The organism is Clostridium sp. (genome assembly GCF_036642255.1).
GTDB lineage: Bacteria > Bacillota > Clostridia > Clostridiales > Clostridiaceae > Clostridium_J.
In genome coordinates this window covers 119577-137262 of sequence record NZ_JAVWDJ010000009.1, presented here as the reverse complement: position 1 = coordinate 137262, position 17686 = coordinate 119577, and the positions used below count along the sequence as shown (strand labels likewise).

Here is a 17686-nt window from a genome sequence, read left to right as displayed (position 1 = left end):
GAAAAAGACATATGGGTATCAGACCTACAGTTAGAGGTTCTGTAATGAACCCTTGCGATCACCCACACGGTGGTGGAGAAGGTAAATCTCCAATCGGACACGCAAGTCCACTTACTCCATGGGGTAAACCAGCTCTTGGATATAAGACAAGAAAGAATAAAAAATACTCTGACAAATTTATTGTTAAAAAGAGAAATAGTAAGTAATCAGAAGAGAATAATCTATTCTCTTCTTAATTACCAAGATGTTGCATGAAGGGAGGCCACTAATCGTGAGTAGATCAATTAAAAAAGGACCTTTTGTACAAGAATCACTTTTAAATAAAATTAATGAAATGAACAAAAATGGTGAGAAAAAAGTTATAAAAACTTGGTCAAGAAGTTCTACAATTTTCCCACAAATGATAGGTCACACTATCGCTGTTCATGATGGAAGAAAGCACGTTCCAGTATACGTTCAAGAAGATATGGTTGGACACAAATTAGGAGAGTTTGCTTTAACTAGAACTTTCAAGGGTCACATTGATAAGGCTAAATCAAGCAAAGTGAGATAGTACGGGAAGGAGGAAACTAACAATGGAAGCTAAAGCTATAGCTAGATATATAAGAATGTCTCCAATGAAAATTGGTATAGTTCTTGATTTAATTAGAGGAAAAAATGTAAATGAAGCTTTTGCTATATTACAATATACTCCAAAGGACGCAGCAGTGGTTGTAAACAAAGTTTTAAAATCAGCTGTTGCAAATGCAGAGAATAATTTAAATTTAGACAGAACTAGACTATATGTTGCGGATGCACATACTGGTGCAGGTCCAATATTAAAGAGATTTAGACCACATGCTCAAGGTAGAGCATTTAGAATAAATAAAAGAACTAGTCATATAACTCTAGTAGTTAAAGAAAGAGCATAAGAAGGAGGGATATAGAGTGGGACAAAAAGTACATCCACACGGCCTAAGAGTTGGTGTAATCAAAGATTGGGATTCTAAATGGTATGCAAACAAGAAAAACTTTGCAGACAATCTAGTTGAAGATAACCAAATTAGAGAGTATTTAAAAGAAAAACTATTTACAGCTGGAATATCTAAAATAGAAATTGAAAGAGCTGCAAAAAGAGTTAAAGTTAATATACATACTGCTAAACCAGGTATGGTTATAGGAAGAGGCGGTCAAGGTATAGAAGCATTAAAAGTAGAATTAAAGAAAATTGTTATGGATAAAAACGTTCTAATCAATATAGTAGAAGTTAAAGCTCCAGAAAACAATGCTCAACTTATGGCTGAAAACATAGCTGCTCAATTAGAAAAGAGAATATCTTTTAGAAGAGCTATGAAACAAACAATTCAAAGAGCTATGAGAACTGGCGTTAAGGGAGTTAAAACAGCTTGTGCAGGAAGATTAGGCGGAGCTGAGATCGCTAGAACTGAGCAATATCACGAAGGAACAATTCCACTACAAACTCTAAGAGCTGACATCGATTATGGATTTGCTGAAGCAGATACAATCTACGGAAAAATTGGTGTTAAAGTTTGGGTTTATAGAGGAGAAGTTCTTCCAGTTAAGAAAGTTCAGAAGGAAGAAGCTAACGCATAATAACGTGTAAGGAAGGAGGAATTTGACATGTTAATGCCTAAAAGAGTTAAACATCGTAAGGTACAACGTGGTAGAATGAAAGGTAAGGCTACAAGAGGTAACTTCATAGCATACGGAGACTTTGCATTACAAGCAACTGAATGTGGATGGATTACAAGTAACCAAATTGAATCTGCCAGAATTGCTATAAATAGATATGTAAAAAGAGGAGGAAAGGTTTTTATAAAAATCTTCCCTGATAAACCAGTTACAGAAAAACCTGCTGAAACACGTATGGGTTCCGGTAAAGGTTCACCAGAGTACTGGGTTGCAGTAGTTAAACCAGGTAGAGTATTATTTGAAATATCTGGAGTAACAGAAGAAGCTGCTAGAGAAGCTATGAGACTAGCATCTCACAAACTTCCAGTTACAACTAAGTTTGTAACAAGAAGAGATTTTGAGGAAATGGGTGGTGAATTCAATGAAGGCTAATGAATTAAAAGATTTGAGACAAAGTACTCCTCAAGATTTAAATGCAAGATTAACTGACCTTAAAACAGAATTATTTAACCTCAGATTTCAATTAGCAACAGGACAGTTAGAAAATCCAATGAGAATAAAACAGGTTAAAAAATCTATAGCCCAAATTAAAACCATCCTTAGAGAAGAAGAATTAAGGGCTTTTGAGCAGTAATACTGAAAGGAGGTTCGTCTTGTGGAAAGAGGAAATAGAAAAACTAGAATTGGAAAAGTTGTTTCTAATAAAATGGATAAAACAATAGTGGTAGCAGTTGAAACTAAAGTTAGACACCCACTATATGGTAAAACAGTAAACAGAACAACAAAATTTAAGGCTCATGATGAAAATAATGAAGCAAATGTTAACGATAGAGTATTAATAATGGAAACAAGACCATTATCTAAAGATAAGAGATGGAGACTTGTTGAAATCATGGAAAGAGCTAAATAGTTAACCGAAAGGAGGGTATTTAACATGATACAACAACAAACATTACTAAAAGTAGCAGATAACTCTGGTGCTAAAGAGATAATGTGTATTAGAGTACTAGGTGGATCTCATAGAAAATGGGGAAACATAGGAGATATAATTGTTGCTAGCGTTAAAAGTGCAACACCAGGTGGAGTTGTTAAAAAAGGTGACGTTGTAAAAGCAGTTATTGTTAGATCAGTTAAGGGTTTAAGAAGAGCAGACGGGACTTATATCAGATTTGATGAGAACGCAGCTGTTATTATAAAAGAAGATAAAAATCCAAAAGGAACTCGTATCTTCGGACCTGTTGCTAGGGAGCTAAGAGATAAAGAATTTACTAAGATTCTGTCACTAGCACCTGAAGTACTATAGGATAGGAGGTAGCTATAATGAAAGTTCATGTTAGAAAAAACGATACTGTAATGGTTATTTCAGGAAAAGATAAAGGTAAAACAGGAGAAGTATTAGCTGTTTATCCTAAAACTGGAAAAGTTGTTGTTAAAGACGTAAATGTTGTAACAAAACACCAAAAACCAAACAGAGAAAATATGCAAGGTGGAATAGTTCATTTTGAAGGAGCTATAAACAGTTCAAAAGTAATGTTATACTGCAACAAATGCAAAAGTGTAACTAGAATAAGCAATAAAGTATTAGAAGATGGCACAAAAGTAAGAGTGTGCAAAAAGTGCGGAGAAACATTCTAATTCGCGAAAGGAGGTTTAACTAATGGTTGCAAGACTACAAGAAAAATATAATAATGAAGTAGTTCAAGCTATGATGGAGAAGTTCGGATACAAAAATATCATGGAAGTTCCAAAGCTTGAGAAAATAGTTTTAAACATGGGTGTTGGAGAAGCTAAAGATAACGCTAAGGTTTTAGACGCTGCGCTAGCTGATATGCAATTAATCACTGGACAAAAGCCAGTTTTAACAAGAGCAAAAAAATCAGTAGCGAACTTTAAATTAAGAGAAAATATGCCAATAGGTTGCAAAGTTACATTAAGAAAAAACAAAATGTTCGAATTCGCAGATAAATTAATGAACATTGCTTTACCAAGAGTTAGAGACTTCAGAGGGGTTCCTTCAAAGTCATTTGATGGTAGAGGTAACTACGCATTAGGAATTAAGGAGCAATTAATATTCCCAGAAGTTGAGTACGATAAAATCGACAAAGTTAGAGGAATGGATATAATATTCGTAACTAGTGCAAAGACAGACGAGGAAGCAAGAGAGTTATTAAGATTCCTTGGAATGCCATTTGCTCAGTAATAAGGAGGGAATTACGTGGCACGTAAAGCTTTAATAGAAAAGTGGAAAAAAGAGCCTAAATATTCAACTAGAGCTTACTCTAGATGCAGATTATGTGGAAGACCACACTCTGTATTAAAGAAATTTGGTATTTGCCGTATTTGTTTCAGAGAACTTGCTTACAAAGGACAAATTCCTGGATGCAAGAAGGCAAGTTGGTAATATACAGAACATATGAAAGGAGGCACAACAAATGGTTATGACTGACCCTATCGCAGATTTGCTAACGCGTATAAGAAATGCAAATATTGTTAGACATGAAATAGTAGAGGTTCCTTCTTCAACTATAAAGAAGGCTATCGCAAATATAATGCTTCAAGAAGGATATCTTAAAAATATAGAAGAATATCAAGATGGATCTGTTCCGATGTTAAGACTTACAATGAAGTATGGTCAAAACAGAGAAAGAGTTATCACAGGATTAAAGAGAATATCTAAACCAGGATTAAGAGTTTACTCTAAGAATGAAGATATTCCAAAGGTGCTAAACGGACTTGGAGTTGCTGTTATATCAACTTCTAAAGGAATCGTTGCAGATAGAGAAGCTAGAAAATTAGGATTAGGTGGAGAAGTTATCTGCTATATCTGGTAGTTTATTGAACAGGAGGTGCAATTATGTCAAGAATAGGAAGACTTCCAATAGCTATACCTAGTGGTGTAACAGTTACAGTAACACCAGACAACGTTGTTACAGTTAAGGGACCTAAAGGTGAACTAACTGAATCAATGGCAAAGAGTATTAACATAGCTATTGAAGATAATTCAGTGGTTGTTACAAGACCAAGCGATGTAAGAGAACATAGAGCTCTTCACGGATTAACAAGAGCATTAATAAATAATATGGTAATTGGGGTAACTAATGGTTTCGCTAAAACATTACAATTAGTTGGTGTTGGATATAGAGCAACACTTAAAGGTAAGAATATAGGATTAAACCTTGGATTCTCACACCCAGTAGAAATAGAAGCAGTAGAAGGAATTACTTTTGAAACTCCTGATGCTAACACTATAATCGTAAGAGGCATAAACAAGCAATTAGTTGGAGCGGTAGCTGCTGACATAAGAGCTTGGAGAAAACCAGAGCCATACAAAGGTAAAGGTATTAAATACTCTGACGAAGTTATCAGACGTAAAGAAGGTAAAACTGGTAAGTAATAGATAATTGAAAATAGAAAGGAGTGAATTACATGTTCAACAAATCTGATAGAAAACTATCAAGAGAAAAACGTCATTTAAGAGTTCGTAAAAAAGTTCATGGAACAGCTGCAAGACCAAGATTAGCAGTATATAGAAGTGAAAAGAACATATACGCTCAGTTAATTGATGACGTAGCAAGAAGAACATTAGTAGCTGCATCAAGCTTAGAAAAAGATTTTACACTAAACGTTGGAAGCAATAAAGAATCTGCTAAAATGGTTGGTGAGTTAATAGCTAAAAAAGCAATAGAAAAAGGAATTACTGAAGTAGTATTTGATAGAGGTGGATATATATATCACGGAAGAGTTCAAATGCTAGCTGAAGGTGCAAGAGAAGCAGGGCTTCAATTCTAAAAAAAGGAGGGAAACACATGAAAATTGATCCTAGCACACTTGATCTTAAGGAAAAAGTTGTACACATAAACAGAGTTGCTAAGGTTGTTAAAGGTGGTAGAAACTTCAGATTCAGCGCACTAGTTGTTGTTGGTGATGAGAACGGACACGTTGGTGTTGGTATGGGTAAATCTGTTGAAATACCAGAAGCAATAAGAAAAGGTATAGAAGACGCTAAGAAAAACCTTGTAAAAGTTGAATTAGTTGGAACAACAGTTCCACATACAATAGATGGTAAGTTCGGTACTGGTGTAGTTCACATTATGCCAGCTTCAGAAGGAACTGGAGTTATTGCTGGAGGACCAGCAAGAGCAGTCCTTGAGCTTGCAGGATTAAAAGATGTTAGAGCTAAGTCTTTAGGATCTAATAACCCAAGAAACATGGTTAATGCTACAATCAATGGATTAGCAAATTTAAGAACAGCGGAGCAAGTTGCAAAACTTAGAGGCAAAACTGTTGAAGAGATTTTAGGATAGGAGGGGAATCACCTTGGCTAAAGTTAAAATTACACTAGCAAAGAGCACAATTGGTAGAAAAAAAGATCATATTGCTACAGTATCAGCTCTTGGATTAAGAAAAATAGGAAAAACTGTTGAGCACGAGGCAACTCCTCAAATAAGAGGTATGATTAATAAAGTTAGTTATCTATTAAAAGTAGAAGAAATGTAATTTAAGGAGGTGTAAATATGAGACTTCATGATTTAAGACCTGCAGAAGGTTCAAAAAAATCTCCTAAGAGAATTGGTAGAGGTACTGGTTCAGGTTGGGGTAAAAGTGCTGGTAAAGGTCAAAAGGGACAAAACTCAAGATCTGGTGGCGGAGTAAGACCAGGATTTGAGGGAGGACAAATGCCTTTATACAGAAGACTGCCTAAGAGAGGATTTACAAATATATTTGCTAAAGAATATACTTGTATTAATGTAGATAGATTAAACATATTCGAGAATGGAACAGAGATTACTCCAGAATTACTTCTTCAATCAGGAATGGTTAAAAAATTAAATGATGGAATAAAAATTCTTGGTAACGGTAATCTTGAAAAGAATTTAACTGTTAAAGCTAATAAGATTTCTAAAGCTGCAGCAGAGAAAATTGAAGCAGCAGGAGGAAAAGTTGAGGTGATATAGATGTTATCAACCCTACGAAATGCTTGGAAAGTTCCAGAGCTTAGAAAGAGAATGCTATTCACGTTGCTTATCGTAGTAATATTTAGATTAGGTATATTTATACCAGTACCAGGAGTAGATACCAGCAAGCTAGTTAACTTAACGAATAACTCAGGTTCATTATTGAGTTTTTATGATATGATTTCTGGTGGAGCCTTTAGTAAATTTAGTATATTTGCTTTAGGAGTGGGACCATACATCAACGCATCAATCATACTTCAATTGTTAACAATAGCAATTCCTTATTTGGAACAACTTTCTAAGGAAGGTCAAGAAGGAAGAAAGAAAATACAAAACTACACTAAGTATGCGGCATTAGTATTTGCTGTAATTCAAGCTTATGCCATGTATGCATTAATAGCAAACTCAGGTGCAATTGCACTGGATGGAAAAACAGGATTATTCTTTATTTTATTGACTATGACAGCAGGTTCAGTGCTTTTAGTTTGGATTGGAGAACAAATCACTGTTTATGGATTAGGTAATGGTGTTTCTGTGATTATCTTTGTAAATATCATTTCTTCATTACCTACAACAGTTTATCAAATTATGGGACTTCTAAGTGCAAAAACCGTTAGTCCAGTAGAGGTTATAATATTTATAGCAGTAGCATTAGCATTATTAGTTACAGTAATTGTTATAAGCTTAGCTGAAAGAAGAATTCCTGTGCAATACGCAGGAAAGGCAGTTGGAAGAAAAGTTATAAAGGGACAATCAACTCACATACCAATTAGCTTAAACTCCTCTGGAGTTATGTCAATAATTTTTGCTATGTCGTTGATGTCATTCCCAGAGACAATTGCTCAAATATGGCCAAATTCTTCTTTTGCAAAATTTATTACAACAAGTCCTTGGAGCATATTCCAAAGTACATCCTTAAAATATGCAATAGCATATTTTGTATTGATTCTGTTCTTTGCATGGTTCTACACGCTAATAACGTTTAAACCAGATGAAATGGCTGAGAATATGAACAAATCATCAGGATTTATACCAGGAATAAGACCAGGTGACAAGACTGCAACATATTTAGAAAAAGTATTAACTAGAGTGGCTATATTAGGTGGAACTTTTGCGGCTATTATAGCAGTTGTGCCAATATTGGCTGGAGCTTATAGTAATTTCAAAGGAATTACTTTTGGTGGTACCAGTTTGCTAATCATGGTTAGTGTTTCAGTAGAGACGTTGAAACAGCTGCAGTCACAATTAGTAATGAGACATTACCAAGGGTTCCTTAAATAAAAAATTGTTTTGGAGTTGATACTAGTGAAGATAATTTTATTAGGTCCTCCGGGAGCCGGAAAAGGAACACAAGCTAAATCAATAAGTAATAAGTACTCCATACCGCATATATCCACTGGGGATATTTTTAGAAAGAATATTTCTGATCAAACTCCTCTAGGAATCGAAGCTAAGAAATATATTGATAAAGGGCATCTAGTTCCCGATAAGTTAACCATAGATATCATTAAGGATAGATTAGATGAAGAAGACTGCAATAATGGTTTCTTACTTGATGGCTATCCTAGAACTGTAAATCAAGCCGAAGCCTTGGAAATCATGCTTAATGAAAGAGGGGAAAAACTTGATACAGCTTTATTAATAAAAGTTCCAAAAGATTTTATTATAGATAGAATGACAGGACGTAGGGTATGTACTACTTGTGGAGCTAGTTATCATATGAAATATAATCCAACTAAAATTACAGGGAAATGCGATATTTGCGGAAGCGTTGTAATTCAAAGGGAAGATGATACTGAGGAAACAGTAAGAGAACGTCTTGATATTTATGATGCTCAGACCCAACCGTTAATAAATTATTATACTAGAAAAAGTTTATTATCACAGGTTGATGGAACTCAAGCTATTAATGATGTTTTTAAGAATATCTGTGGTATCTTAGGAGCGATAAATAGTGATAGCAATTAAAAGTGATATGGAATTAATATATATGAGAAATGCAGGTAGAGTTGTTGCTGAAACCCTTGCAATGATAGAAAAGGTAATAACACCTGGAATAACCACTGCAGAAATTGATAAATTAGCTGAAGAGTTCATATTATCGTATGGTGCAATCCCATCCTTTAAAGGTTATGGTGGTTTTCCGGCATCCATATGTGCATCAGTTAATGATGTAGTAATTCATGGAATACCTGGTAATAGGGTATTAAACGACGGAGACATTATTAGTATTGATTGTGGTGCAATACTTAACGGCTATCATGGAGATGCTGCAAGGACTTTTCCAGTAGGAAATATATCCGAAGAAGCACAAAAACTTATAGAGGTAACAAAAGAAAGTTTCTTTAAAGCTGTAGAACAGGCTAAAGTCGGTAATAGACTTACCGACATATCGTCAGCTGTGCAAAAGCACGCTGAAAGCTTTGGATACTCTGTGGTTAGAGATTTTGTCGGTCATGGTATTGGCAAATCTATGCATGAGGATCCACAAGTTCCTAATTACGGTGTTGCTGGTAAGGGACCCAAGTTAGCACATGGTATGGTACTTGCAATTGAACCTATGATTAACATAGGAAATTACAAAGTAAAAATTAAACCGGATGGATGGACAGTAGTTACAAGTGATGGAAGCCTATCGGCACATTATGAGAACACTGTAGCTATAACAAATAATGGTCCTGAAATACTAACTTTGAGCTGATGAGGTGACTAGGGTGAATGATAACAGCCTTATAGGTAAGGTAGTACATTCTAAATCAGGTAGAGATAAAGATAGATACTTTATAATAGTGGGTATAATTGACACTAATTATGTCTATATTTCAGACGGAGACCTTAGAAAAATTGAAAAGCCCAAGAAGAAAAAAATTAAGCATTTAATTTTTAAAGATATTGTGGCAAAAGAATTTAGAGAACTACTTTTAAGCAATGAAAAAGTTAGTAATTCTAAGATTAGAAGATTTTTGCAGGTTGAGGATAAAATTGAGGAGGTTTGATTACCTTATGTCAAAAGATGATGTTATTGAAATGCAAGGGGTAGTTGTAGAAACACTACCAAACGCAATGTTTCAAGTTGAGCTAGAGAGTGGGCATAAAATATTAGCACATATCTCTGGAAAATTAAGAATGAATTTTATTAGAATTTTGCCAGGCGATAAGGTTACAGTAGAGCTTTCTCCATATGATTTGACTCGTGGGAGAATAACTTGGAGAGATAAGTAATAAGGAGGGTTAGCTATGAAGGTAAGACCATCAGTTAAACCTATATGTGAAAAATGTAAAGTTATAAAAAGAAAAGGAAGAGTAATGGTTATCTGTGAAAATCCTAAACATAAACAAAAACAAGGCTAGTATATAGCAATTAGGAAGTAGAAATACTTAGGAGGTGTAAGTTGTAGATGGCAAGAATAGCAGGTGTTGACCTACCAAAAGAAAAGAGAGTTGAGATAGGTCTAACTTATATATTTGGTATAGGACTACCAAAGTCACATGAAATACTTGAAGCTACAGGAGTAAATCCTGATACAAGAATTAAGGATTTAACTGAAGATGAAGTTAATGCTTTAAGAGACTATATAAACAAGAGCATACTAGTTGAAGGTGACTTAAGAAGAAAAGTTGCTTTAGATATTAAGAGACTTATGGAAGTTGGATGCTACAGAGGTATTAGACATAGAAGAGGACTTCCAGTAAGAGGACAAAAGACAAAAACTAACGCAAGAACAAGAAAAGGCCCTAAAAAAACAATGGCTGGTAAGAAGAAATAGTAAGGAGGGAATACAATGGCTCAAAAAGTTAAAAGAAGTAGAAGAAAAAAAGAAAGAAAAAATGTTGAGCACGGTGCTGCACACATTAAATCTACTTTCAACAATTCCATCGTTACACTTACTGACGCAGCAGGAAATGCATTGTCATGGGCTAGTGCAGGTGGATTAGGATTTAGAGGTTCAAGAAAAAGCACTCCATACGCAGCGCAAATGGCAGCTGAAACAGCAGCTAAAGCAGCAATGGAGCATGGCTTAAAGAGTGTAGAAGTTTACGTTAAAGGACCAGGAGCTGGAAGAGAAGCAGCAATTAGATCATTACAAGCTGCTGGATTAGAAGTTACACTAATTAAAGACGTAACTCCAATTCCTCACAACGGATGTAGACCACCAAAAAGAAGAAGAGTTTAATCAACAGGAGGTGTAATTTATGGCAAGATATACTGGACCAGTTTGCAGACTTTGCAGAAGAGAAGGCCTAAAGCTTTTCCTTAAAGGTGATAGATGCTTTACAGAGAGCTGTGCGTTCACCAGAAGAGGATACGCACCAGGACAACACGGTCAAAGTAGAAAGAAAATGTCAAACTACGGAACACAATTAAGAGAAAAACAAAAAGCTAAGAGAATATATGGAGTTCTTGAAAGCCAATTCAGAAAATACTATGAAAAGGCTGATAAACAAAGAGGTATCACAGGTGAAAACTTATTAAGACTTCTTGAATTAAGACTTGATAATGTTGTTTACAGATTAGGATACGGTAACTCAAGAACTGAAGCTAGACAATTAGTTAACCATGGACATTTCTTAGTAAATGGTAAAAAGGTTGACATCGCATCATACAGCGTTGGAGCTGGAGATGTTATAGCAGTTAGAGAAAAGAGCAGAGCTTCTGAGAAGTTCAAAGTATTCGCTGAGAATCCAAAAACTCTACCTAACTGGTTACAAGGAGATGTAGCAACTTACGAAGGTAAAGTTGTATCATTACCAGCAAGAGAAGATATAGACATTCCTGTTAACGAAACATTAATCGTTGAGTTATACAGCAAATAGTCAATAATTCAATCAGTTGCCCTCAATATAAAAAAACCACAAAATATAAAAGGAGGGTTATATATGTTAGAAATAGAAAAACCAAAAATAGAATGTGTTGAAACCGCTGAAAATGGTACATATGGCAAATTTGTTATAGAACCATTAGAGAGAGGTTATGGTATAACTTTAGGTAATGCATTAAGAAGAATTCTTCTTTCTTCTTTACCTGGGGTTGCTGCCAACTCAATTAAAATAGATGGTGTACTACATGAGTTTTCAACTATACATGGAGTAAAAGAGGATGTTGCAGAGTTAATTCTTAACGTTAAAGGTTTAGCACTGAAAATGACAGGTGAAGGTTCAAGAACAATATATATCGATGCACAAGGACCAGGTGAGGTTACTGGTGCAGATATAAGAACTGACGGAGATGTTGAAGTAGTTGATAAGGATATCCATATCGCAACTTTAGATGATGACGCTAGACTATATATGGAACTTAATGTTAATAAGGGCAGAGGTTATGTTTCTCAGAGCAAAAACAAAACTGAAGACAAACCAATCGCTACTATACCTGTAGACTCAATTTATACTCCTGTTAAGAGAGTTAACTACACTGTTGAAAATACAAGAGTAGGACAAATTACAGATTATGATAAATTGACTATAGAAATTTGGACAAATGGAACTATTAGACCTGATGAAGCAATAGGTTTATCAGCTAAGATTCTAATTGAACACTTTAAACTATTTATGACATTAACAGATCATGCTGATAATGTTGAAATAATGGTTGAAAAAGAGGAAGATAAGAAAGAAAAAGTTCTAGAAATGACTATAGAAGAACTTGACCTTTCTGTTAGAAGCTTTAACTGTTTAAAGAGAGCTGGAATAAATACAGTTCAAGAGTTAACAGAGAGATCAATGGATGATATGATGAAAGTTAGAAACTTAGGAAAGAAATCTCTTGAAGAGGTTGAACAAAAACTTGAAGCTTTAGGTTTATCCTTTAAACCAAGCGAGGAGTAAGGGAGGTATAGACATGGCAATGCAACGTAAGTTAGGACGTCCGACTGATCAAAGAATGGCGATGCTTAGAAATCTTACAACTAGTTTTTTAAAGCACGGTAAAATAGAAACAACTGTTACTAGAGCTAAAGAAACTAAAAGATTAGCTGAGAAAATGATTACTCTTGCTAAAAGAGGAGATCTTCACGCTAGAAGACAAGTGCTTGCATTTGTTACTGAAGAGGAAGTTGTTAGCAATTTATTTGAAAACATAGCTCCAAAGTATGCTGAAAGAAATGGTGGATACACTAGAATAATGAAAGTGGGTCCAAGAAGAGGCGACGGAGCAGAAGTTGTTATATTAGAATTAGTATAGTAATTCCAGGGGATTAAGTATGCCTAGCTTAGTCCCCATTTTATTATAGTTTTAGCAATATATTTTAAAGTAAGGTCTTTAGATTATGATATTGTTGACTAGATTATTAAAAATAAGTTCTTATGGTAAGTTAATTTGTTTTCAAAATGCTAGGCAAAATTAACTTGTCTCATATAGTATAAAGAAAAATTTGCTCTCTATGGAGGGATAATGAGATGAATAAGAGTAATGGCATTGGGACAAATGACCCTCAAAGTTCTATAGAAAATGAAAGTATAGTTCATGAAATAATTAGCAAAGGGTTGAAGTTTACCTATCCACCAGATAGTGAAGGCAACGTAAAGGTAGCAATAGACAATGTTGATATTACAATCAACAAAGGTGAATTTGTAGTTGTCTTGGGGCATAATGGATCAGGAAAATCAACTTTTGCAAAACATATTAATGCACTATTAATTCCAACAGATGGAAAGCTATATGTATCAGGATATGATACAAGTAAAGAACAAAACCTATGGAATGTTAGAAGTAAAGCAGGAATGGTGTTTCAGAATCCTGACAATCAAATTGTTGCTACAATAGTTGAAGAAGATGTAGCTTTTGGACCTGAAAATTTAGGTGTTGCTCCAGAAGAAATAAGAAGAAGAGTTGATGAATCTCTAAAAAAAGTTAATATGTATAAATATAAGAATCATGGACCACATCTATTATCTGGAGGTCAAAAACAAAGAGTAGCTATCGCAGGGATTTTAGCAATGAAGCCTGAGTGTATTGTATTAGATGAGCCTACAGCAATGTTAGATCCATCAGGAAGAAGAGAAGTAATTAAAACCATTACAGAGCTCAACAAAAAAGATGGCATAACAATCGTATTAATTACTCATTATATGGAAGAAGCCGTTGAAGCAGATAGAATATATGTTATGGACTCTGGAAAGGTTGTTATAGAGGGAACACCAAAGGATGTTTTTATGCAAGTTGATACAATGAAAAGATTAGGACTAGATGTTCCAGAAATGACAGAACTAGCCTATGAATTAAATAAATCAGGAATATCTATTGATAATCATATATTAACAATAGATGAGATGGTGAATGAATTATGTCAATTAAGATAGAAAACTTAACTCATGTATACATGGAGAAGACACCCTTTGAAAAAACTGCTTTAGATAATATTAATGTTGAAATAAATGATGGGGACTTTCTTGCGTTAATTGGGCATACAGGTTCTGGAAAATCAACACTTATACAGCATATGAATGGATTATTAAAGCCAAACAAAGGAAAAATCATAGTGGATGGTGTTGATATTACAGCAGCTGGAGTAAAGCTTTCTGAAATAAGAAAAAAAGTAGGCCTTGTATTTCAATATGCAGAACATCAACTTTTTGAAGAAACTATTGAAAAAGATATTGCTTTTGGACCTAGAAACCTTGGCTTAAACGAAAGTGAAATTAGGGAAAGAGTTATAAGAGCAATGAACATTGTTGGGTTAGATTATGAAGAATATAGGAATAAATCTCCCTTTGAATTGAGTGGAGGACAAAAAAGAAGAGTAGCTATTGCAGGAGTGGTAGCTATGGAGCCAAAGGTATTAATTTTAGATGAACCTACTGCAGGACTAGATCCAAAGGGTAGAGATGAAATTCTTGGTCAAATATCATCATTGCATAAGGCTTATAACATGACCATAATTTTGGTGTCTCATAGTATGGAGGATGTTGCAAAGGTTGCAAATAGAATTTTAGTTATGGAAAATGGTCAATGTATTCTTGATGGTCCACCACAAAAAATCTTTAAAGAAATTAGTACTCTTGAAAGTGTAGGGTTAGCAGTTCCTCAAGTAACTTACCTTATAAGAGAACTTAATAAAAAGGGATTTAACTTGTCTGATGACATTTTTACATTAGAACAAGCTAAACAAGAAATACTAAGAACCTTAACTAAGGCATCTTCAGAAAGTAACTAGTGAGTATCTAGGTTTATTCTGTGGCAAGCATCTTGAAAATATCAATTGACGATAAAGTGTCATTAGAATATATTTTTAAGTATGGTGCAATATAACCAAAATATCTTTGACTTGTTATATATTTTAGATACCTAAGAACTAATTCTGCCTTTTGGTACACTTTGGAGGCGTAGATATGATTAAAGATATTACAATAGGTCAATATGTCCCTGGTAATTCTTTTGTACATAAACTAGATCCAAGAGTAAAAATAATGTTATCAATATTATTTATTATTGATTTATTTTTAGTTAAGGATTTTCAGGGATATATTTTTATATTTCTATTTACAGCATTAGCCATTTTTGTTTCTAAGATTCAATTGAGATACATATATAAGGGTTTAAAACCTATATTTGTGCTGATGCTAATTACTGCTCTTTTTAATGTGTTTCTAACAAGAGGAGATACTTTATTATATTCCCTAGGTTTTTTGAAAGTTTATAAGGAAGGTATTATTTTAGCAATATTTATGATACTGAGATTAACATTCTTAATTATAGGTACATCTTTATTGACTTTAACTACATCTCCAATAGAGCTTACTGATGGGATAGAAAAACTCTTAAATCCTTATAAGAAGATTGGAGTTCCAGCTCATGAGTTGGCTATGATGATGACAATAGCTCTGAGATTTATACCTACATTAATGGATGAAACTGATAAAATTATGAAAGCACAGAAAGCAAGAGGTGCTGATTTTGAAAGTGGAAATCTTGTTCAAAGGGCTAAAAATCTTATTCCTCTTTTAGTACCCTTATTTATTAGCTCTTTTAGAAGAGCCGATGAGTTAGCAATGGCTATGGAAGCTAGATGCTACAGAGGGGGAGAAGGAAGAACTAGAATGAAGATTTTAAAGCTTTCTTATAGAGATGGAATAGCAATTACCATATTTATTGTTCTAACAATCATAATAATTGTTATGAGATTTTAACCTTATATAATGAATGATTAACATAGCAAAGGCACTAAATGTATGGGGGAAAAGATTTAGTTTTAACCTATATAATTAATGCTTAACTCCTATTAAGCTAGGAGTAGACAGCAATTGCTCCTTAGTAAAACAAACACTATAGTATAATTGCTATTAGTTGATATTATTATAGATGCAAGGGTGAATATATGAGAAATATTAAATTAGTATTAGAGTATGATGGAACTAATTACTTTGGATGGCAAAAGCAAAATAATGCTATTACCATTCAGGGTACACTAGAGAAAGCACTTGAAAGCCTAGTAGGTGAAAATATATCTGTAATAGGATGTAGTAGAACCGATAGCAAGGTGCACGCTAAAGGTTATGTTTGTAACTTTAATACCTCTAGCAGTATACCAGGGGAAAAGTTTAGGGAAGCTCTAAATAATAAATTACCCGAAGACATTGTTGTGTTAAGTTCAAATGAGGTGTCTCAAGACTTTCATGCTAGGTATAATAGCAAGGGAAAAATGTATTGCTATACTATTTTAAACACACCAGTTAGAGGTGCTTTAGATAGAAATTATGTATATCACTATAAAGGTGAGCTTGATATAGCTCTCATTAAAGAAGGTAGTAAGTATTTTATTGGTAAACATGATTTTGCTGCCTTTCGGAACTTAGGGAGTTCTGTACAAACTTCAGTTAGAACTATATATTCTATTGAAGTTGAAGAGATGAATAATCGTATAAAAATTTATATTTCTGCCGATGGGTTTTTATATAATATGGCAAGAATAATAGTAGGAACTTTATTAGAGGTAGGATGCAAAAAAATCAAACCTTGTTATATAAAGGAAGTTATAGACTCAAAAGAAAGAGCTAGGGCAGGGAGATCCGTACCGCCGCAAGGGTTAACTCTTGTAGAAGTATTTTATAATAATATTGTAAATAATATTATAAATAATTGACACACGTGGCAAATTGTATTATAATATTCGTGTTTGTATAATAAAAACTTGTGTATAAGATCCACTAGCCCCGGGTCTTTAGCATAGAATTAATACTGTTAAATATCAGGGAGGGAATACAATGAAATCATACTTAGCAAAACCAAATGAAGTACAAAGAAAATGGTATGTAGTTGACGTTGAAGGAATGACTTTAGGAAGAGCTGCAAGCCAAATAGCTTCAATATTAAGAGGAAAAAATAAACCAGAATTTACACCACATGTTGACACAGGAGATTTTGTTATAGTAATTAATGCAGAAAAAATTGTTTTAACTGGTAAGAAATTAGATCAAAAAATGTTAAGACATCACTCTTTTTATCCAGGTGGACTTAAAGAGACTCCATACAGAGAAGCTATAGCAAAGAAACCAGAATTCGTATTTGAAGAAGCAGTAAGAAGAATGCTTCCAACAGGAGTTCTAGGAAGAAAAATGCTTAAGAAATTAACTGTATACAGAGGACCAGAGCACAAAAACCACGCTCAAAATCCAGAAGTATTAGAGTTAAAATACTAGTAAGTGTTGGGAGGAGGAATTAACATGGCAAAAGTTCAATATTATGGAACAGGTAGAAGAAAAAGTTCAGTTGCAAGAGTAAGACTTGTACCAGGTGAAGGTAAAGTTATAATAAATAAAAGAGACAGCGAAGTTTACTTCGGATTAGAAACTTTAAGAGTTATAGTTAATCAACCATTAGTTTTAACTGGAACTAAAGATAAATTCGACGTTTTAGTTAATGTGCACGGTGGTGGATACACAGGTCAAGCTGGAGCTATAAGACATGGTATTTCAAGAGCTTTATTAAAAGCTGATGAAAACCTAAGACCAGAACTTAAAAAAGCTGGTTTCTTAACAAGAGACCCAAGAATGAAAGAAAGAAAGAAATACGGTCTTAAAAAAGCAAGAAGAGCTTCTCAGTTCTCAAAAAGATAGTATTTTCAGGAAATCTTTACAAGTATTGCTTATGTGGCTTAGCCACA

The 17686-nt window shown here is 34.1% G+C and carries 33 protein-coding genes and 1 pseudogene; all 34 read left to right on the top strand.

From position 1 onward, the window contains the following. Nucleotides 1–206 (top strand): annotated as a pseudogene (gene rplB, locus RR409_RS07435) (50S ribosomal protein L2); the annotation flags it as partial. Between the two features lie 65 nt (nucleotides 207–271). Next, nucleotides 272–553: a 30S ribosomal protein S19 gene (gene rpsS / locus RR409_RS07430; protein WP_021285430.1), complete on the top strand. Its 282-nt coding sequence runs from the start codon at nucleotides 272–274 to the stop codon at nucleotides 551–553. Nucleotides 554–575: 22 nt separating this feature from the next. Beyond that, nucleotides 576–911: a 50S ribosomal protein L22 gene (gene rplV, locus RR409_RS07425; protein ID WP_332557105.1), complete on the top strand. Its 336-nt coding sequence runs from the start codon at nucleotides 576–578 to the stop codon at nucleotides 909–911. A 16-nt stretch (nucleotides 912–927) separates the two neighbouring features. Continuing rightward, nucleotides 928–1593, top strand: coding sequence for a 30S ribosomal protein S3 (gene rpsC, locus RR409_RS07420; protein WP_332557104.1), 666 nt, complete (start codon nucleotides 928–930; stop codon nucleotides 1591–1593). Between the two features lie 27 nt (nucleotides 1594–1620). Then, nucleotides 1621–2064 (top strand): 50S ribosomal protein L16, encoded by a 444-nt coding sequence (rplP, locus tag RR409_RS07415; RefSeq protein ID WP_332557103.1) that lies wholly within the window; start codon nucleotides 1621–1623, stop codon nucleotides 2062–2064. Beyond that, entirely contained in the window at nucleotides 2054–2266 is a 213-nt protein-coding gene (gene rpmC / locus RR409_RS07410; RefSeq protein ID WP_332557102.1) for a 50S ribosomal protein L29, read from the top strand. The genes rplP and rpmC overlap by 11 nt, the downstream gene beginning before the upstream one ends. 21 nt (nucleotides 2267–2287) lie before the next feature. Then, nucleotides 2288–2542 (top strand): 30S ribosomal protein S17, encoded by a 255-nt coding sequence (gene rpsQ / locus RR409_RS07405; protein WP_332557101.1) that lies wholly within the window; start codon nucleotides 2288–2290, stop codon nucleotides 2540–2542. A gap of 24 nt (nucleotides 2543–2566) precedes the next feature. Continuing rightward, the gene (rplN, locus tag RR409_RS07400; RefSeq protein WP_332557100.1) at nucleotides 2567–2935 is read left to right on the top strand and encodes a 50S ribosomal protein L14; all 369 of its coding nucleotides are present in this window, start codon (nucleotides 2567–2569) and stop codon (nucleotides 2933–2935) included. A 17-nt stretch (nucleotides 2936–2952) separates the two neighbouring features. After that, complete coding sequence (rplX, locus tag RR409_RS07395) at nucleotides 2953–3267, top strand: 50S ribosomal protein L24 (RefSeq protein WP_332557099.1); 315 nt, start codon at nucleotides 2953–2955, stop codon at nucleotides 3265–3267. Between the two features lie 22 nt (nucleotides 3268–3289). Continuing rightward, complete coding sequence (gene rplE, locus RR409_RS07390) at nucleotides 3290–3832, top strand: 50S ribosomal protein L5 (RefSeq protein WP_332557098.1); 543 nt, start codon at nucleotides 3290–3292, stop codon at nucleotides 3830–3832. Nucleotides 3833–3847: 15 nt separating this feature from the next. Then, nucleotides 3848–4033 (top strand): type Z 30S ribosomal protein S14, encoded by a 186-nt coding sequence (locus RR409_RS07385; protein ID WP_147520504.1) that lies wholly within the window; start codon nucleotides 3848–3850, stop codon nucleotides 4031–4033. Between the two features lie 31 nt (nucleotides 4034–4064). Next, nucleotides 4065–4463, top strand: coding sequence for a 30S ribosomal protein S8 (gene rpsH, locus RR409_RS07380; RefSeq protein ID WP_332557097.1), 399 nt, complete (start codon nucleotides 4065–4067; stop codon nucleotides 4461–4463). 23 nt (nucleotides 4464–4486) lie between these two features. Then, complete coding sequence (rplF, locus tag RR409_RS07375) at nucleotides 4487–5026, top strand: 50S ribosomal protein L6 (protein ID WP_332557096.1); 540 nt, start codon at nucleotides 4487–4489, stop codon at nucleotides 5024–5026. 32 nt (nucleotides 5027–5058) lie between these two features. Further along, on the top strand, nucleotides 5059–5421 hold the full coding sequence (rplR, locus tag RR409_RS07370; protein ID WP_332557095.1) for a 50S ribosomal protein L18: 363 nt from the start codon (nucleotides 5059–5061) through the stop codon (nucleotides 5419–5421). A 17-nt stretch (nucleotides 5422–5438) separates the two neighbouring features. After that, complete coding sequence (gene rpsE, locus RR409_RS07365) at nucleotides 5439–5936, top strand: 30S ribosomal protein S5 (protein WP_332557094.1); 498 nt, start codon at nucleotides 5439–5441, stop codon at nucleotides 5934–5936. Nucleotides 5937–5949: 13 nt separating this feature from the next. Next, nucleotides 5950–6129: a 50S ribosomal protein L30 gene (gene rpmD / locus RR409_RS07360; RefSeq protein WP_332557093.1), complete on the top strand. Its 180-nt coding sequence runs from the start codon at nucleotides 5950–5952 to the stop codon at nucleotides 6127–6129. Between the two features lie 17 nt (nucleotides 6130–6146). After that, the gene (gene rplO, locus RR409_RS07355) at nucleotides 6147–6587 is read left to right on the top strand and encodes a 50S ribosomal protein L15 (RefSeq protein WP_332557092.1); all 441 of its coding nucleotides are present in this window, start codon (nucleotides 6147–6149) and stop codon (nucleotides 6585–6587) included. Next, entirely contained in the window at nucleotides 6588–7868 is a 1281-nt protein-coding gene (gene secY, locus RR409_RS07350; protein ID WP_332557091.1) for a preprotein translocase subunit SecY, read from the top strand. It begins immediately after the preceding gene. 24 nt (nucleotides 7869–7892) lie between these two features. Continuing rightward, complete coding sequence (locus RR409_RS07345) at nucleotides 7893–8555, top strand: adenylate kinase (protein ID WP_332557090.1); 663 nt, start codon at nucleotides 7893–7895, stop codon at nucleotides 8553–8555. Next, a complete protein-coding gene (map, locus tag RR409_RS07340; protein WP_332557089.1) occupies nucleotides 8542–9288 on the top strand; it encodes a type I methionyl aminopeptidase in 747 nt (248 codons plus the stop codon). Before RR409_RS07345 ends, map begins: the two co-directional genes overlap by 14 nt. Nucleotides 9289–9301: 13 nt before the next feature. Further along, nucleotides 9302–9583 (top strand): RNA-binding protein, encoded by a 282-nt coding sequence (locus RR409_RS07335; protein WP_332557088.1) that lies wholly within the window; start codon nucleotides 9302–9304, stop codon nucleotides 9581–9583. Between the two features lie 7 nt (nucleotides 9584–9590). Further along, nucleotides 9591–9809, top strand: a complete 219-nt coding sequence (infA, locus tag RR409_RS07330) for a translation initiation factor IF-1 (RefSeq protein ID WP_332557087.1) — start codon at nucleotides 9591–9593, stop codon at nucleotides 9807–9809. Nucleotides 9810–9824: 15 nt separating this feature from the next. Further along, complete coding sequence (rpmJ, locus tag RR409_RS07325; RefSeq protein WP_003373491.1) at nucleotides 9825–9938, top strand: 50S ribosomal protein L36; 114 nt, start codon at nucleotides 9825–9827, stop codon at nucleotides 9936–9938. A gap of 47 nt (nucleotides 9939–9985) precedes the next feature. Further along, complete coding sequence (gene rpsM / locus RR409_RS07320) at nucleotides 9986–10354, top strand: 30S ribosomal protein S13 (RefSeq protein ID WP_332557086.1); 369 nt, start codon at nucleotides 9986–9988, stop codon at nucleotides 10352–10354. A gap of 15 nt (nucleotides 10355–10369) precedes the next feature. Continuing rightward, complete coding sequence (gene rpsK / locus RR409_RS07315; RefSeq protein WP_332557085.1) at nucleotides 10370–10762, top strand: 30S ribosomal protein S11; 393 nt, start codon at nucleotides 10370–10372, stop codon at nucleotides 10760–10762. A gap of 19 nt (nucleotides 10763–10781) precedes the next feature. Continuing rightward, entirely contained in the window at nucleotides 10782–11402 is a 621-nt protein-coding gene (gene rpsD / locus RR409_RS07310) for a 30S ribosomal protein S4 (protein ID WP_332557084.1), read from the top strand. Nucleotides 11403–11465: 63 nt separating this feature from the next. Beyond that, complete coding sequence (locus RR409_RS07305) at nucleotides 11466–12413, top strand: DNA-directed RNA polymerase subunit alpha (protein WP_332557083.1); 948 nt, start codon at nucleotides 11466–11468, stop codon at nucleotides 12411–12413. A gap of 13 nt (nucleotides 12414–12426) precedes the next feature. Continuing rightward, complete coding sequence (rplQ, locus tag RR409_RS07300; RefSeq protein WP_332557082.1) at nucleotides 12427–12768, top strand: 50S ribosomal protein L17; 342 nt, start codon at nucleotides 12427–12429, stop codon at nucleotides 12766–12768. A 215-nt stretch (nucleotides 12769–12983) separates the two neighbouring features. Beyond that, on the top strand, nucleotides 12984–13886 hold the full coding sequence (locus RR409_RS07295) for an energy-coupling factor transporter ATPase (protein WP_332557081.1): 903 nt from the start codon (nucleotides 12984–12986) through the stop codon (nucleotides 13884–13886). Beyond that, nucleotides 13871–14740: an energy-coupling factor transporter ATPase gene (locus RR409_RS07290; protein WP_332557080.1), complete on the top strand. Its 870-nt coding sequence runs from the start codon at nucleotides 13871–13873 to the stop codon at nucleotides 14738–14740. The genes RR409_RS07295 and RR409_RS07290 overlap by 16 nt, the downstream gene beginning before the upstream one ends. Nucleotides 14741–14915: 175 nt before the next feature. Continuing rightward, nucleotides 14916–15713: an energy-coupling factor transporter transmembrane component T gene (locus tag RR409_RS07285; RefSeq protein ID WP_332557079.1), complete on the top strand. Its 798-nt coding sequence runs from the start codon at nucleotides 14916–14918 to the stop codon at nucleotides 15711–15713. Nucleotides 15714–15901: 188 nt separating this feature from the next. Continuing rightward, nucleotides 15902–16666, top strand: a complete 765-nt coding sequence (gene truA / locus RR409_RS07280; RefSeq protein WP_332557078.1) for a tRNA pseudouridine(38-40) synthase TruA — start codon at nucleotides 15902–15904, stop codon at nucleotides 16664–16666. Nucleotides 16667–16787: 121 nt separating this feature from the next. Continuing rightward, complete coding sequence (gene rplM / locus RR409_RS07275; RefSeq protein ID WP_332557077.1) at nucleotides 16788–17222, top strand: 50S ribosomal protein L13; 435 nt, start codon at nucleotides 16788–16790, stop codon at nucleotides 17220–17222. 24 nt (nucleotides 17223–17246) lie between these two features. After that, on the top strand, nucleotides 17247–17639 hold the full coding sequence (gene rpsI / locus RR409_RS07270; protein ID WP_332557076.1) for a 30S ribosomal protein S9: 393 nt from the start codon (nucleotides 17247–17249) through the stop codon (nucleotides 17637–17639). Nucleotides 17640–17686 lie beyond the last annotated feature (47 nt).

Coding starts and splice junctions, on each gene's coding strand:
- rplV (WP_332557105.1), top strand. CDS start 576: ATGGAAGCTAAAGCTATAGCTAGATATATAAGAATGTCTCCAATGAAA.
- rplP (WP_332557103.1), top strand. CDS start 1,621: ATGTTAATGCCTAAAAGAGTTAAACATCGTAAGGTACAACGTGGTAGA.
- rpmC (WP_332557102.1), top strand. CDS start 2,054: ATGAAGGCTAATGAATTAAAAGATTTGAGACAAAGTACTCCTCAAGAT.
- rplN (WP_332557100.1), top strand. CDS start 2,567: ATGATACAACAACAAACATTACTAAAAGTAGCAGATAACTCTGGTGCT.
- rplX (WP_332557099.1), top strand. CDS start 2,953: ATGAAAGTTCATGTTAGAAAAAACGATACTGTAATGGTTATTTCAGGA.
- rplE (WP_332557098.1), top strand. CDS start 3,290: ATGGTTGCAAGACTACAAGAAAAATATAATAATGAAGTAGTTCAAGCT.
- rpsH (WP_332557097.1), top strand. CDS start 4,065: ATGGTTATGACTGACCCTATCGCAGATTTGCTAACGCGTATAAGAAAT.
- rplF (WP_332557096.1), top strand. CDS start 4,487: ATGTCAAGAATAGGAAGACTTCCAATAGCTATACCTAGTGGTGTAACA.
- rplR (WP_332557095.1), top strand. CDS start 5,059: ATGTTCAACAAATCTGATAGAAAACTATCAAGAGAAAAACGTCATTTA.
- rpsE (WP_332557094.1), top strand. CDS start 5,439: ATGAAAATTGATCCTAGCACACTTGATCTTAAGGAAAAAGTTGTACAC.
- rplO (WP_332557092.1), top strand. CDS start 6,147: ATGAGACTTCATGATTTAAGACCTGCAGAAGGTTCAAAAAAATCTCCT.
- secY (WP_332557091.1), top strand. CDS start 6,588: ATGTTATCAACCCTACGAAATGCTTGGAAAGTTCCAGAGCTTAGAAAG.
- infA (WP_332557087.1), top strand. CDS start 9,591: ATGTCAAAAGATGATGTTATTGAAATGCAAGGGGTAGTTGTAGAAACA.
- rpmJ (WP_003373491.1), top strand. CDS start 9,825: ATGAAGGTAAGACCATCAGTTAAACCTATATGTGAAAAATGTAAAGTT.
- rpsM (WP_332557086.1), top strand. CDS start 9,986: ATGGCAAGAATAGCAGGTGTTGACCTACCAAAAGAAAAGAGAGTTGAG.
- rpsK (WP_332557085.1), top strand. CDS start 10,370: ATGGCTCAAAAAGTTAAAAGAAGTAGAAGAAAAAAAGAAAGAAAAAAT.
- rpsD (WP_332557084.1), top strand. CDS start 10,782: ATGGCAAGATATACTGGACCAGTTTGCAGACTTTGCAGAAGAGAAGGC.
- RR409_RS07305 (WP_332557083.1), top strand. CDS start 11,466: ATGTTAGAAATAGAAAAACCAAAAATAGAATGTGTTGAAACCGCTGAA.
- rplQ (WP_332557082.1), top strand. CDS start 12,427: ATGGCAATGCAACGTAAGTTAGGACGTCCGACTGATCAAAGAATGGCG.
- RR409_RS07295 (WP_332557081.1), top strand. CDS start 12,984: ATGAATAAGAGTAATGGCATTGGGACAAATGACCCTCAAAGTTCTATA.
- RR409_RS07290 (WP_332557080.1), top strand. CDS start 13,871: ATGTCAATTAAGATAGAAAACTTAACTCATGTATACATGGAGAAGACA.
- RR409_RS07285 (WP_332557079.1), top strand. CDS start 14,916: ATGATTAAAGATATTACAATAGGTCAATATGTCCCTGGTAATTCTTTT.
- truA (WP_332557078.1), top strand. CDS start 15,902: ATGAGAAATATTAAATTAGTATTAGAGTATGATGGAACTAATTACTTT.
- rplM (WP_332557077.1), top strand. CDS start 16,788: ATGAAATCATACTTAGCAAAACCAAATGAAGTACAAAGAAAATGGTAT.
- rpsI (WP_332557076.1), top strand. CDS start 17,247: ATGGCAAAAGTTCAATATTATGGAACAGGTAGAAGAAAAAGTTCAGTT.